10 protein-coding genes and 1 pseudogene are annotated in these 12,570 nt (G+C 34.0%); all 11 read right to left on the bottom strand.

Features of this window, described 5'->3' with window-relative positions; all coding sequences use genetic code 11:
* Window positions 1–28: 28 nt before the first annotated feature.
* The 11 genes and pseudogenes from ABEG11_RS05420 to ABEG11_RS05370 all read right to left on the bottom strand — a co-directional run bounded on the left by ABEG11_RS05420 (window position 29) and on the right by ABEG11_RS05370 (window position 12,569).
* Window positions 29–247 carry a GDCCVxC domain-containing (seleno)protein gene (locus ABEG11_RS05420; RefSeq protein ID WP_342691966.1) on the bottom strand — a complete coding sequence of 73 codons (219 nt, stop codon included), beginning with the start codon at window positions 245–247 and terminating at the stop codon, window positions 29–31.
* A 51-nt stretch (window positions 248–298) separates the two neighbouring features.
* Window positions 299–637 (bottom strand): annotated as a pseudogene (locus ABEG11_RS05415) (MerC domain-containing protein); the annotation flags it as partial.
* Between the two features lies 1 nt (window position 638).
* Entirely contained in the window at window positions 639–1,883 is a 1,245-nt protein-coding gene (locus ABEG11_RS05410) for a type II restriction enzyme NmeDI-related protein (protein WP_342691904.1), read from the bottom strand.
* Window positions 1,884–1,918: 35 nt separating this feature from the next.
* On the bottom strand, window positions 1,919–4,456 hold the full coding sequence (locus tag ABEG11_RS05405; RefSeq protein WP_348823175.1) for a heavy metal translocating P-type ATPase: 2,538 nt from the start codon (window positions 4,454–4,456) through the stop codon (window positions 1,919–1,921).
* Window positions 4,457–4,534: 78 nt separating this feature from the next.
* On the bottom strand, window positions 4,535–5,095 hold the full coding sequence (locus tag ABEG11_RS05400) for an AraC family transcriptional regulator (RefSeq protein ID WP_314836657.1): 561 nt from the start codon (window positions 5,093–5,095) through the stop codon (window positions 4,535–4,537).
* A gap of 81 nt (window positions 5,096–5,176) precedes the next feature.
* Window positions 5,177–5,467 carry a heavy metal-binding domain-containing protein gene (locus tag ABEG11_RS05395; RefSeq protein WP_314836656.1) on the bottom strand — a complete coding sequence of 97 codons (291 nt, stop codon included), beginning with the start codon at window positions 5,465–5,467 and terminating at the stop codon, window positions 5,177–5,179.
* Between the two features lie 162 nt (window positions 5,468–5,629).
* Window positions 5,630–6,850, bottom strand: a complete 1,221-nt coding sequence (locus ABEG11_RS05390) for an efflux RND transporter periplasmic adaptor subunit (RefSeq protein WP_348823174.1) — start codon at window positions 6,848–6,850, stop codon at window positions 5,630–5,632.
* Window positions 6,850–8,097, bottom strand: coding sequence for a heavy metal-binding domain-containing protein (locus tag ABEG11_RS05385; protein ID WP_348823173.1), 1,248 nt, complete (start codon window positions 8,095–8,097; stop codon window positions 6,850–6,852). The genes ABEG11_RS05390 and ABEG11_RS05385 overlap by 1 nt, the downstream gene beginning before the upstream one ends.
* 2 nt (window positions 8,098–8,099) lie before the next feature.
* The gene (locus ABEG11_RS05380) at window positions 8,100–9,353 is read right to left on the bottom strand and encodes a TolC family protein (RefSeq protein WP_348823172.1); all 1,254 of its coding nucleotides are present in this window, start codon (window positions 9,351–9,353) and stop codon (window positions 8,100–8,102) included.
* Entirely contained in the window at window positions 9,340–11,277 is a 1,938-nt protein-coding gene (locus tag ABEG11_RS05375; protein ID WP_348823171.1) for an efflux RND transporter permease subunit, read from the bottom strand. The genes ABEG11_RS05380 and ABEG11_RS05375 overlap by 14 nt, the downstream gene beginning before the upstream one ends.
* Before the next feature lie 11 nt (window positions 11,278–11,288).
* Complete coding sequence (locus ABEG11_RS05370; protein ID WP_315184244.1) at window positions 11,289–12,569, bottom strand: efflux RND transporter permease subunit; 1,281 nt, start codon at window positions 12,567–12,569, stop codon at window positions 11,289–11,291.
* Window position 12,570: the final 1 nt, after the last annotated feature.

Here is a 12,570-nt window from a genome sequence, read left to right as displayed (position 1 = left end):
TGATTTTTAATTTGATTTTTATGATGTTTTAACAGCATCCTGCTCCAACTTGAATAGGAGGGCATTTCACGCTTCCATAACTACAATACACGCAACAATCTCCCTCTAATGGTCGCAATCTTGTTTTACAGCTGTCACATTCATAGAAAAATTCACACGCATTTGTCGGCATTATTTCATCTTTCTTGTATCCACATTTTGGGCAAGTAATTGTCGATTTTAATTCAACTCTTTTTCCGTCATATATCCCACAAGTTTTACAATTCCTATTTAACTTATTTTGGTAATAATTTACAATTGTTGCAATAAAAAGTCCAACCATACCTGCATAAATTAAGTAAGTTGAATTTTCAGTTTTACTTAAATAATAAGCAGCGAATATTAATATTACGCTCGGGAATGCAATTAATAATGGGTATAAACATTTGTGATTTCGGTACGAAATATAAATTCCTACAATAGAAAGCAAGACCATTACTTGGAAAATCCACATTGTCCATCCACCAAACAATTCTATTGTTCCAAGTCCAAGTGCCGAAGCTCCAAATGCAAAAAGTGGGAAGCAACAAGGCGAAAATATTGCTGTAAGGAACATTCCAATTGTTCCAAATTTGTCAATGTTATTTGTTAATTTCATTTTAAATTGATTTTGCAATTTTTTCCATAATAGAATGGTCTGAACCAAATTTGCAAATTGCATCACAATTGGCTCTTAATTCAGAAAATAGAATATATTTGATATTCATTTTTGAGTTCTTTATAACTGGTCGGTTGAGTTGTTGAATAACGTCTTTCTCTCGACTGTCAGGAATTATTATATAAAAGACTTCTTCGCCGTTAGAAATACTAAAATATAAATCAGATAATCGTAATATTCCTGAATAGATGCTAGTACTTTTTTCGACTTCAAATGCTCCAATGATTTTATTAGTTCCTTTTTGAAACCATAACACATCAATTAGTTTTATGGTATTTTGTGTGTCTTTATCTGTTGGAAGTTCTGGAAATTTATTTATTGATATAAATGAAAAACTTTGTCCACCAAACGATTTGCTCTTATCATTACTCGCTGGTGTTACATCAAAACCTAATGAAACTCCAATTTTTAATAAATGGTATTGCATTTCATTATGAAGATTTTCTGCTAATTTCTCTTCCTGAATTTCTTTTTGACGTTTTAAAATGTTTTTTTCAAACTTATTGCGTTCTTCTTCACTTAAATACTCATCATTACCAATAAGCATTTTTTGTGTTCCAATTTCAAAACATAATCCCGCAATCGCTCCTAAATCATTTGATAATTCAGTTTTATGTTTGCTATTAGTTTCGATTAAAGTTTCCCTTATTTTTAAATATTCCGTCCAACTTCCTAGTTTTTTTTTGTCTTTGAACAAAAAGTTGAATCCGTTAAGAATAGCTGTATTGAATGGTGGAAACCAAGTTGGGTGCAAGAAATATAAAATACTAGCGACAGCAGGACCAAGACCTTTTATTTTGAGTTCGTCTAGTTTTACAATTTCTTTTACTACTTGCTCTTCTGTTTTGGCATTAATGCAGTTTTCGAGAAATTGGCCGAAAGCAATTTTATTGTTTTGGTTTTCGTAAATGTCTGGAATTCTTAATTTTGGTTTCCAATAAAAAGGATGTGCTACGCCTACAAATATTTGTTTTTGTTCTGCTATACAACTCAATACAAATTCTAAACTACTTCCTTTAAAATCATTTGGAAAAGTTTTGTTTTTAATATCGTCTATCACTTGCAAAACGCCACGACGAATAGTCCGAAATGCTTTTAATCTTTGATCATTATCTACAAACCAAGTGGTATAAACACTTTCGGTATCGGTTTTGTATTGTTGGATTATTTGAGTAAGGTTATTCATTTTTAATACAGCTATAACTTATTTTTTATTTGTTATTACAATTTTAAACTTCTTAATCGCAAAGCATTTACAATTACAGAAACCGAGCTAAAACTCATTGCTAAAGCTGCAATCATTGGCGATAATAAAATTCCAAAAAATGGGTATAAAGCTCCTGCTGCGATTGGTACACCTAGCACATTGTAAAAGAAAGCAAAAAATAAGTTTTGTTTGATGTTACGCATCACAGCGTGGCTCAAATTCTTGGCTTTGACGATACCTTGTAAATCACCTTTTACTAATGTGATTTTGGCGCTTTCTATGGCTACGTCCGTTCCTGTTCCCATTGCAATTCCAATATTGGCTTGGGCTAATGCCGGAGCATCATTTATACCATCGCCTGCCATCGCCACAATTTTGCCTTCACCTTGCAATTTTTTAATTTCTTTGAGTTTGTCTTCGGGTAAACATCCTGCTTTATATGACGCCAACCCCAATTCATCAGCAACCGCTTTAGCTGTGTTTTCATTGTCTCCAGTAAGCATTACTACTTCAACACCCTGACGCATTAACTCTTTAATGGCTGCTGCACTTGATTCTTTAATGGCATCGAAAATTGATACAAAACCAACAGCAATACCATCAACAGCTATGTATGAAACCGTTTTACCTAGTTTTTGTTCAGCAATAATTTTATTTTCTAAATCATCAGAAACGATTGCTTTGACTTGTTCCATTAGTTTTTTATTTCCTAATGCTACTTTTTTAGCGTCAACAGTTCCAATAACTCCTTTGCCTGCAATGGCTTCGAAATCCTTTACCTCGATTAATGAAACTGTTTTTGATTTAGCATAATTGACTACAGCTTGTGCTAATGGATGTTCGCTGTATTGGTTTAATGAAGCTATGTTTTTAAGCAAATTATTTTCTTCATTATTTGAAGAAAATATCTTCTCAACAGAAGGTTTCCCCTCGGTTATTGTTCCTGTTTTGTCAGTAATTAACACATTAACTTTATTCATGTTTTCTAAAGCTTCAGCATTTTTTATAAGTACACCAGATTGCGCACCTTTACCAACACCAACCATTACCGACATTGGCGTAGCTAATCCTAATGCACAAGGACAAGCAATAATTAATACCGCAATTGCATTAATGAATCCATAAACCAATGCTGGTTCTGGGCCAAATTTTGCCCAAACGAAAAATGTTATTGCGGAGATAATCACCACTACTGGTACAAAATATTTAGCGATACTGTCGGCTAATTTTTGAATTGGTGCTCTTGAACGACTGGCATCATTTACCATCTGCACTATTTGGGAAAGCAAAGTTTCTGAACCTACTTTTTCGGCAATCATTACAAAGGACTTGTTACCGTTTATGGTTCCGGCAATAACATTATCATCTTTCTTTTTGTCAACGGGTATTGGTTCGCCAGTAATCATAGCTTCATCAATACTACTTTCTCCATCGGTAATTTTTCCGTCAACCGGAATTTTGTCTCCAGGTTTTACTCTAAGTAAATCATCTTTTTTGATATCATGAATAGAAATTACTTTGTCACCTCCATCTGCTACTAAAGTAGCCTCGGTTGGTGCCAATTTGAGTAATGCTTTAATAGCTCCGCTGGTTTGGCTGTGTGCTCTGGCTTCGAGTAGTTGCCCCAATAAAACTAAAGTCAGAATAACCGTTGTAGCCTCGAAGTACAATAATACTGTCCCATCTTCTGTTTTAAATTCACTAGGAAAAATGTCTGGGAAAAACATACCGACCAAACTAAATAAAAAAGCCACTCCTGTACCAATTCCGATGAGGGTGAACATATTTAAATTCCATGTAATTATTGATTTCCAAGCGCGAACAAAAAATATCCAACAGGCATAAAAAACAACTGGAAGTGATAAAATAAGCTGTACCCAATTCCACTTAGTGGCATCCATTAGTTGAAGTAAAGGATTATTATGTGCCATTTCTATCATAGCAATAGCGAAAATAGGAACTGTAAATACGACCGCTATTTTCATTTTCTTTACCAAATCATTATACGTCTTTTGGTCTTCGCTTTCGCTTGGTTCCATTGGTACTAAATCCATCCCGCAAATAGGACATGAACCTGGAGTTTCACTAATTACTTCAGGATGCATCGGACAAGTATATAAGGCTATATTAACTGTTAAATCGGGTGCTTTTACTAAATCCATTCCACACACAGGGCAGTCACCCGCTTTGTCATATAATTTTTCGCCTTCACAATGCATTGGACAATAGTATTTTCCCTGAGCATTGCTTGGTATAACAGTTTCTTTTTTATGTTCATGAGAATGCGTAGAGCAGCAGGATTTTGCTGTAGTTTCATTAGCTGGTGCCTGTACTAGGATCTTGCCATTATTCATTTCTATGGTGTATTTCCCAACTGCTGTCAATGCTTCTTGTAACTGTGTTGTTGGAATATGTTTTTCCATAGTTATAGTTGCTATGGGTGGATTTAATGCAACTTTTGCCTCAACTCCTTCAATAGTATTCAATGCTTTTTCGACTTTAGAGCGACAACCATCGCAAGTCATACTGGTAATGCTGTAAGTATGTATCATCTTCTATATTATTTTAATACAAATTTCTATCATAACTGTTTTTTGCATTTGCACAATTTTGGGTATGATATGCAAGATTTACAAATCTTCTATTTGCTTTCTTTTAATGGTTTTTATGTTCTTGAAGTAAGTTGGCGAAAAGCCAGTTACTTTTTTGAATTGATTACTCAAATGCGAAACAGTACTATAATTTAAAGAGTAGGCAATTTGGCTTAAAGATAGTTCATCATAAATAATCAATTCTTTTACTTTCTCAATTTTCTGATTGATGAAATACTTCTCAATAGTAGTATTTTCAACTTCCGAAAACAGATTACTCAAGGTGTTATAGTCTTGATGGAGTTCTTGTGAAATATAACTGGATAAGTTACTTTTCAAATCATTGTTTTTATTTTGAACCAAATCAATAATCAATGTTTTAATCTTATCGATTGTTTTACTTTTCCTATCGTCAATTAAATCAAAGCCAATTGCACGAAGTTCTTTTAACAATTCGTTTTTTTGATTTTCGTTTATGTCATTTTTCAATTCAACTTCCCCTAACTCAACTGAAAAAGGATTAATTCCCAGACTTTCAAATACAGACTTTACTACCATTTTACAACGGCTGCATACCATATTTTTGATATAAAGTTTCATAGTAAACAGGTTTAATTAATATAAACTAACCCTGCTAAATTCATAACAAGGTTAATTATAGTTTCTTCCCCAAATTAGGTGTTATTTGTTTTCTTCTTTTTTCTCAGGAACAAGTTCTGTTAATTTCATTCCACATTTTGAACATTTGTCATTCAGTTTTCCTTGCACTTCAGGGTGCATTGGGCATGCATACATTTTTTCATGATTTTCCATTGTACTGTTTTTGTCGTTTATCGTTATACTGTCATTATCCATCATTGTACTATCATTGCTCATCATATTAGAATGATCCGTTGAAGCTTCTTTGTTTTTTTGGTTACAGGAAACCAATACAAATGCCATTACTATGGCTGAAAAGATTATTTTTTTCATTTTATCGGATTTTAATTTACAGATTACTTTCTGTTATATAAATATATAGTTTACTGTTTTGCAAATTGTTATACTATTTTTTTTTTGATTTATGTAATTCCCCCAAACCATTTTACTCTTTTTTAAAGAGCTTGATTATTTTCGATGCCCAATGAGTATTTTTTACATCTTCATTCCCTCCATTGGGTCACTTCCTTTTCGGAATTTATATTCGCTGTTTATGGCGTAAGCACCTGTAATAACAACTTTTTTTGAGGAATCTAAATCGGATTTGATTTCAATCATTCCATTGGTTTCTATTCCTGTTTCTACCATAACATTTTCAAATATTCCTGGTCTTTTTTCAACCCAAATATAGGAAGCGTTTTCTTCTCGAATAACTGCATCAATCGGGATAAAAATTCCTTTAGCATTTGATTGAGTCAATTTTACAACTGCCTGCATTCCCGGTTTTAATTGTAAACCCTGATTTGGAATTTCCATTCGAATTAACAGCAATCGGGTATCTGGATTTATTTCAGGATTGATAAAAGCAACTTGGGTATTTATTGTTTTATCTGGGAAATCACTAAAAGTAACATTGGCTTTTTGACCTATTTTAAGGCTTTTGGCATAGTTTACGTTTACTTGTGTTTCTAACCAAAGGCTGTTTAAATCAGACATTTTTATTATTCCCGAACCTTCCATTACATAGCTTCCTTCTGTAGCTACAATTTCAGAAATTGTTCCGCTATATGGACTGTAAAAGATTGTATTTGGAGAAACATCTTTATTGGTTTTAATGCTTTCAATTTGGGCATTGGTAAGGCCATAAAAAAGAAGTTTTTGTTTGGCTGTAACTAGCATATTTTTTGCATTCTTTCCAAAATCTCCTGGCATCGACAGTTGCTTATAAGCTGTGAAATAATCCTGTTTGGCAATGGCAATATCCTCGCTATACAATTGATATACAGCTTGGTTTTTAGCCACATAATCACCAACGGTTTTGAAATACAACTTTTCAATTCGTCCCATTGCTCGTGCAGAAAGGGTTTTGATTTTCTCTTGATTAATGGCCAAGACTCCCGTATAATTTTGCTCTAAACTGCTTTGAGTTTCTGAAATAGTTTGAGTAGTGATATTTCCCAGTTGTATTTGCTGTTTGCTCAAACTTATCTCGTTTGCCTCTGTATCATCTTGTTTTATTGGTGTTAACTCCATATGACAAATGGGGCATTTACCCGGTTTATCTTCCTTGACTTGTGGATCCATAGAACAAGTGTAAAATGTTGTTGCTGTACTCTTATTGTGTTTGCTATGGTCTTCTTTGTCTTTAGTATTACAAGCCGCCATTACCATAAATAGTATTGATAGTACACTTATTTTTTTTATTGTCTTCATCATTATTCGGTTTTAATAAAGCTTTCGCTGTCAATTAAATATTGTGCGTTTTTGGCAATAGTATCTTTTACAGTTATACCTTCAATAATTTGGATAAAATCATCTATTTCAATTCCTGTTTTTATAGTAGATGCCTTAAAGCCATTGTCCATTTTTAAGAAAACTATTTTCTTGTTTCCAATGCTTACCATTGATTGTTTTTGAATCCAAATTCCATTTGCTGGATTTGTTTTCACAACGCCTTGCAATCGCAAACCAACTGGTAATTTCAATTTATTGTTATTTAAATAAACTCGAATTCTGTTGGTTTTATCAGCTGTATTTAGTTGTGTTTCGACAAAATTAATTTTTGCATCCATAAATTCATCTTTGTCAAGTTCGGAAGTAATTCTGATGGATTGATTGGCTTTTATTAGACTATTATATCCTTGGATAACATTGAATATACCCCATACTTTATCAGTATTTAATAGTTTAAAAATGACTTCTCCTTTTTTTATATAACTCCCTTCTTTCACATCCAATGTTGCAGTGTTGTTACTCGCACTTTGCATCACAGGATTTGTTGTATTATCCATCGTTCCTGTACCGTCAATAATACCAGAAGCTGGACTATAAATGGTTATTAGCGGGTTAACTTTTTTGGAATTAGACAGCGCATTTATTTGATTTTGAGTCATTCCATAAAGCTCTAATTTTTGTCTTGATGCATTAATAATCGAAGGATTTTCAACATCATTAATGACCATATAAATGAAGTTTTGTTGCTCCGTCAGTAATTCAGGACTGTATAAATCAAATAGTTTTTGTCCTTTATTTACTTTTTGATATTTATAATTGACATACATTTTTTCGATTCTTCCGCTTATTCGAGCTGCAATATTTACCGATGAATTGGGATCATATTCCACAATTCCCGGTAGATTTATTTCACTGCTTATGGTGGTGTCTATTGCCGTTGTTGTTTGATAATTACCTACTATAAAATTGTCGGTAGGCTTTATAAGATTGTCGATTGAATTGTCGTCAACGGGATTATTCTCTGTTACTTTTTTTACCAAAGTCATTCCACAAATAGGACAATTACCAGGTTCATCTCTAATAATTTCAGGGTGCATCGAGCAAGTGTAAACCTCGTTTTGATGCTCCATTTCCGAATGATTATCTGATTTTGTGGCAAAGAAATAGATTGCAATTCCGATAATGAAAATTCCAATAAAAGCTAAACTAAACTTTATATACTTGTTCATAATTATTTGGTTTCTAATTGTTTTTCAATTTCTACTTGCGCTACCAAAATACTTTTCAATTTGTCTAAAGCATCGATTTGAGTCATATTCATTGCTTCCCAGGCTTCTAACGCTATGAATAAATCTCCGGTATTGTTTTGCCAAGCTAAAATAGCCGTATCGTAGTTTCGTTTTAAAGCAGGAATAATGTTGTCTTGGGTAATTTGGTATTGTTTTTTTAGGTTCAGAAACTCAGCATTCATCCCTTTTATCATTCCGCTTGTTTCGTTGGCAATCATTTGCTTTTGCCAATCCAAACTTTCGTTTTTAATACGATAACTTTCCATATTGGCTTTATTCATTTTGGTTGACCAAGACATCGGAATGGTAATCATTCCCAGTACTGAGAATTGCTGTGGCTGATTCCCGAAAGCAAACATATGGTCATATTTCACACCAAATTCAGGTCTGGTTGCCACTCTTTCCACTTCCGTTTTTAATTTATTGATATCCTTGGTTTTATCAATGGCTTTGATGTCACTACGGTTGTTGATGTAGGAAGACAAATCGGTTTCGAAGAGATTGAAATCTTTAATCTCGTAATTGGAATCAATTTCTAAATCCTCATTTTTATTACGAGCCATTAAAGTATTGAGCATATATTTTCGCTGTGACACATCATTTTCTAACATAACAATCATACTTTGCAAAGTAGCCAATTGGGATTTTGCTTTGTAATAAGACGGTAGTTTGTCCATATTATACTGATAGCGTATTTCCATACTTTTAATCATATACTCTAGAAGCTGAATATTATCTTGGGCTATTTTTATTTTTTTCTTAATAGTAATCCATTCGTAATAATAGGTTTTTGCCAATGCATTTAATTGGTTCAGTGTATAATTTTTATTTTCATTCTCGACTGATGACATTGCTTTCATCAAATTTTCATTAGCATTTAGCTTTGAAGCATTCGGAATCATTTGGGTTACACCTAACATATAATTTCCCATACCAGGATTCATTTCATTGGCTTTCCACATTTTGGAATTGTAGGGAGTCATAAAAAACCCCGTTTCTACTTGTGGAGCCATCCAACTTCTAGCACCTTTTGCCGCTGCATCCATACTTTGAATATCGGCATCGTACATTTTTAGTTGAGGATTGTTTGTCTTAATTGCACTCAATACATTATCCAAGGAAAGTGTTTGTGCTGCCAAATTAGTGGCGGTCAAAATCAAACAACTTATTGCTATATAAAATTTATTCTTTAACATCTATAAGATCTATTTTTCCTTTTGTTCTTAATTCTCGAAGTTTAACCATCTCAAAAACAATCGGTGTTACTAATAATACATAAATCGTGGAAGTAATTGTACCTCCAATTAGTGGAACAGTAATGGGAAGCATTATATCAGACCCTGTTCCTGTTGCCCAAAGAATAGGGATTAATCCAAATAATGAAACTGAAACCGTCATCAATTTTGGTCTTAATCTTTTGGCTGAACCATCAATAATATATTGTTTCAATATTTCTTCAGTTATGGTTTCCTTCGTGTTTCCGTACTTTTCTACCATTTTATTCATTGCTTCATTCAAATAGATGGTCATTAACATTGCCGTTTCGATTGCCATTCCAAACAAGGCAATAAATCCAACGGCAACAGCAACGGATAAATTAATGCCATAAAAATAAACCATAAATATTCCTCCAATTAAAGCAAAGGGTACTGTAATCATCGTGATTAATGCCTCTTTCATTGAATGGTACGTAAAATATAAAACAAGAAATATAATGACCACAACAATAGGCAGTATTAAACTTAATGTTTTGTTGGCTCTAATTTGATTTTCCCATTGACCGCTCCATTCCACATAATATCCTTTTGGCATTTTAGTCATCATTGCATCGAGTTTTTTCTGCGCCTCTTTTACAGTACTTCCTAAATCACGTTCCCGAACATTGAACAACACAGTGCCCCGAAGCATTGCATTTTCGCTATTTATCATTGGAGGGCCATCACTTATTTTTACATTAGCTACAGTTTCTAATGGTATTGGGCCAAAATCCATTGTTTGCACCTGTAGTTTTTTTAAGGCTTCAATGCTGTTACGGTATTCTTGAGCATATCTTGCATTTACAGAAAAACGCTGTCTTCCCTCGATAGTCGTGGTTAGTTTCATACCTCCAATAGAAGCTTCAACCACATTATTAATGTCGTCTATGGTCAATCCATATCTACCAATAACGTCTCTTTTTGCTTCAATGTCAATATATTTTCCGCCTGTTATGGGTTCCGCATACAAATCTTTAACTCCAGAAGTTCCTTCCAATGCCTTTTTAATTTTTTGAGCCAAAACATTGATGGTGTCTAAACTTGCTCCGTAGATTTTGATTCCTACATCGGTTCTGATTCCTGTTGAAAGCATATTGATACGGTTGATAATAGGTTGCGTAAAACCATTGGTCACACCAGGGATTTGCAGTTTGTTGTTTATTTCCGTGATAATATCATTCTTGGTTTTGTCTTCTCGCCATTCTGCTTGAGGTTTTAGCAAAATAATGGTTTCAACCATACTTATTGGACTGTTATCAGTTGCCGTATTTGCCCTGCCTGCTTTTCCCAACACGTGAGCCACTTCGGGAATCGACTTAATCAATTTGTCTTGAACTTGAAGAATTCTCTTTACTTCGGAGTTGGATACATCGGGTAAGGTTACTGGCATAAACAGTACAGATCCTTCATCTAAAGGGGGCATAAATTCTGAACCTAAACGAGTAAACATTAATACACCAATCAGCAAGGCAATGATGTTGATGCCCAATACCGTTTTCCTCCATTTTAAACAAAAAATCAAAATGGGTGTATAAATGCTTTCCAATTTTTTGTTAATTGGATTTTTATTTTCTGGACGAAGTTTTCCTTTTAGTAAAAAACTAATTAGCACTGGTACAAGTGTAATGGCTAAAAAGGCATCAACTATCAGAATAAAAGATTTCGTCCAAGCCAATGGTCCAAATAACTTGCCTTCCATTCCTGTGAGAAGAAATACAGGCAAAAAGGATGTAATTACAATTATTGTTGAGTAGAAAACACCTGGACCTACTAATTTGGAAGAGCTTTCTATAAGCTTCAACTTATCTTCAGGAGATAGTGGATCGTTTTCTTTTTTGAATATATTTTTAATTTTATTTTTCATCTTATTTCCAATTACTGATTATTGTCCATTTCTTCTTGTTTCTCCGAAACTGTCCTGTATGCATTCTCAACCATTACAATACCATCATCAACAACAACACCAATTGCCAGAGCAATACCCGTTAATGACATAATATTAGATGAAATGCCAAATGCTTCAAGTAAAATAAAGCCAATAGACACAGAAATAGGTAATTGAATGAGTATAATTAAAGCACTTCGCCAATGAAAAAGGAAAAGAAGAACCACAAGAGAAACAGTAATCATAATTTCGATTAAAGTTCCTTTAACTGATGCGATTGCTTTTTCTATTAAATCACTTCGGTCATAAGAGGTTTTAAAAGTAACCCCTTCAGGCAATCCTTTTTCAACTTCTTTCATTTTTTCCTTGACTGCCGTTATTACCTTATCAGCATTTTCGCCATAACGCATTACCACAATTCCGCCAACAACTTCACCAGTGCCATTTTCATCAAAAATACCTAGTCTCAAATCGCCACCCATTTGTATTGAACCAATGTCTTTAACTTTTACAGGAACGGAATTATAATTTTTAATAGCAATCTCTTCCACGTCCTTTATGTTTTTGATATATCCTAATCCTCTTATAATGTATGACATATCACTCATTTCGAATTTTCGCCCACCAACATCGTTATTATTAGCCTTGACTGCATTCATCACTTCCATCATACTGACGTTATAGTATTGCATTTTCAAGGGATCCAACACTAATTGATACTGTTTTTCAAAACCACCAAAAGATGCCACTTCGGCAACTCCAGGAACAGTTTGCAAGGCGAATTTCACGTACCAATCTTGTAAGGCTCTTTGCTCTCCCAAGTCCATACCGTCGGCGTTTAAATGATACCAAAAAACGTGACCCACACCTGTGCCATCGGGTCCAAGTGTTGGAACTACATTTTGAGGCAACAAGCGTTGGGCATAATTTAGTCTTTCCAATACACGGGTTCTTGCCCAATAAATATCGACATCATCTTCAAAAATGATGTAAACAAAGCTCATCCCAAACATAGATGCGCCTCGAATGTTTTTAACCTTAGGAATACCTTGCAGGTTGGAAACCAAGGGATATGTTACTTGGGCTTCGATAACCTGTGGGCTTCTTCCCATCCACTCCGTAAACACAATAACTTGATTTTCGGATAAATCAGGAATGGCGTCAATGGGGTTTTGTTGGACGCTGTAAACTCCCCAAACAAATAAGCAAGCTGAAACCAGCAAGACAACGGCTCGATTTCGTAGTGAGAATGTTATTAATTTTTCTACCATT

The sequence above is a fragment of the Flavobacterium aestuarii genome (assembly GCF_040049115.1).
Lineage (GTDB): Bacteria > Bacteroidota > Bacteroidia > Flavobacteriales > Flavobacteriaceae > Flavobacterium > Flavobacterium aestuarii.
Note: the sequence above shows the minus strand (reverse complement) of the source record. Positions and strands in the feature narration are given on the sequence as shown.

What these genes read in the sequence shown, in the direction of transcription:
- ABEG11_RS05410 (WP_342691904.1), bottom strand. Translation starts at nt 1,883, where the DNA reads ATGAATAACCTTACTCAAATAATCCAACAATACAAAACCGATACCGAA.
- ABEG11_RS05405 (WP_348823175.1), bottom strand. Translation starts at nt 4,456, where the DNA reads ATGATACATACTTACAGCATTACCAGTATGACTTGCGATGGTTGTCGC.
- ABEG11_RS05400 (WP_314836657.1), bottom strand. Translation starts at nt 5,095, where the DNA reads ATGAAACTTTATATCAAAAATATGGTATGCAGCCGTTGTAAAATGGTA.
- ABEG11_RS05395 (WP_314836656.1), bottom strand. Translation starts at nt 5,467, where the DNA reads ATGAAAAAAATAATCTTTTCAGCCATAGTAATGGCATTTGTATTGGTT.
- ABEG11_RS05390 (WP_348823174.1), bottom strand. Translation starts at nt 6,850, where the DNA reads ATGATGAAGACAATAAAAAAAATAAGTGTACTATCAATACTATTTATG.
- ABEG11_RS05385 (WP_348823173.1), bottom strand. Translation starts at nt 8,097, where the DNA reads ATGAACAAGTATATAAAGTTTAGTTTAGCTTTTATTGGAATTTTCATT.
- ABEG11_RS05380 (WP_348823172.1), bottom strand. Translation starts at nt 9,353, where the DNA reads ATGTTAAAGAATAAATTTTATATAGCAATAAGTTGTTTGATTTTGACC.
- ABEG11_RS05375 (WP_348823171.1), bottom strand. Translation starts at nt 11,277, where the DNA reads ATGAAAAATAAAATTAAAAATATATTCAAAAAAGAAAACGATCCACTA.
- ABEG11_RS05370 (WP_315184244.1), bottom strand. Translation starts at nt 12,569, where the DNA reads ATGGTAGAAAAATTAATAACATTCTCACTACGAAATCGAGCCGTTGTC.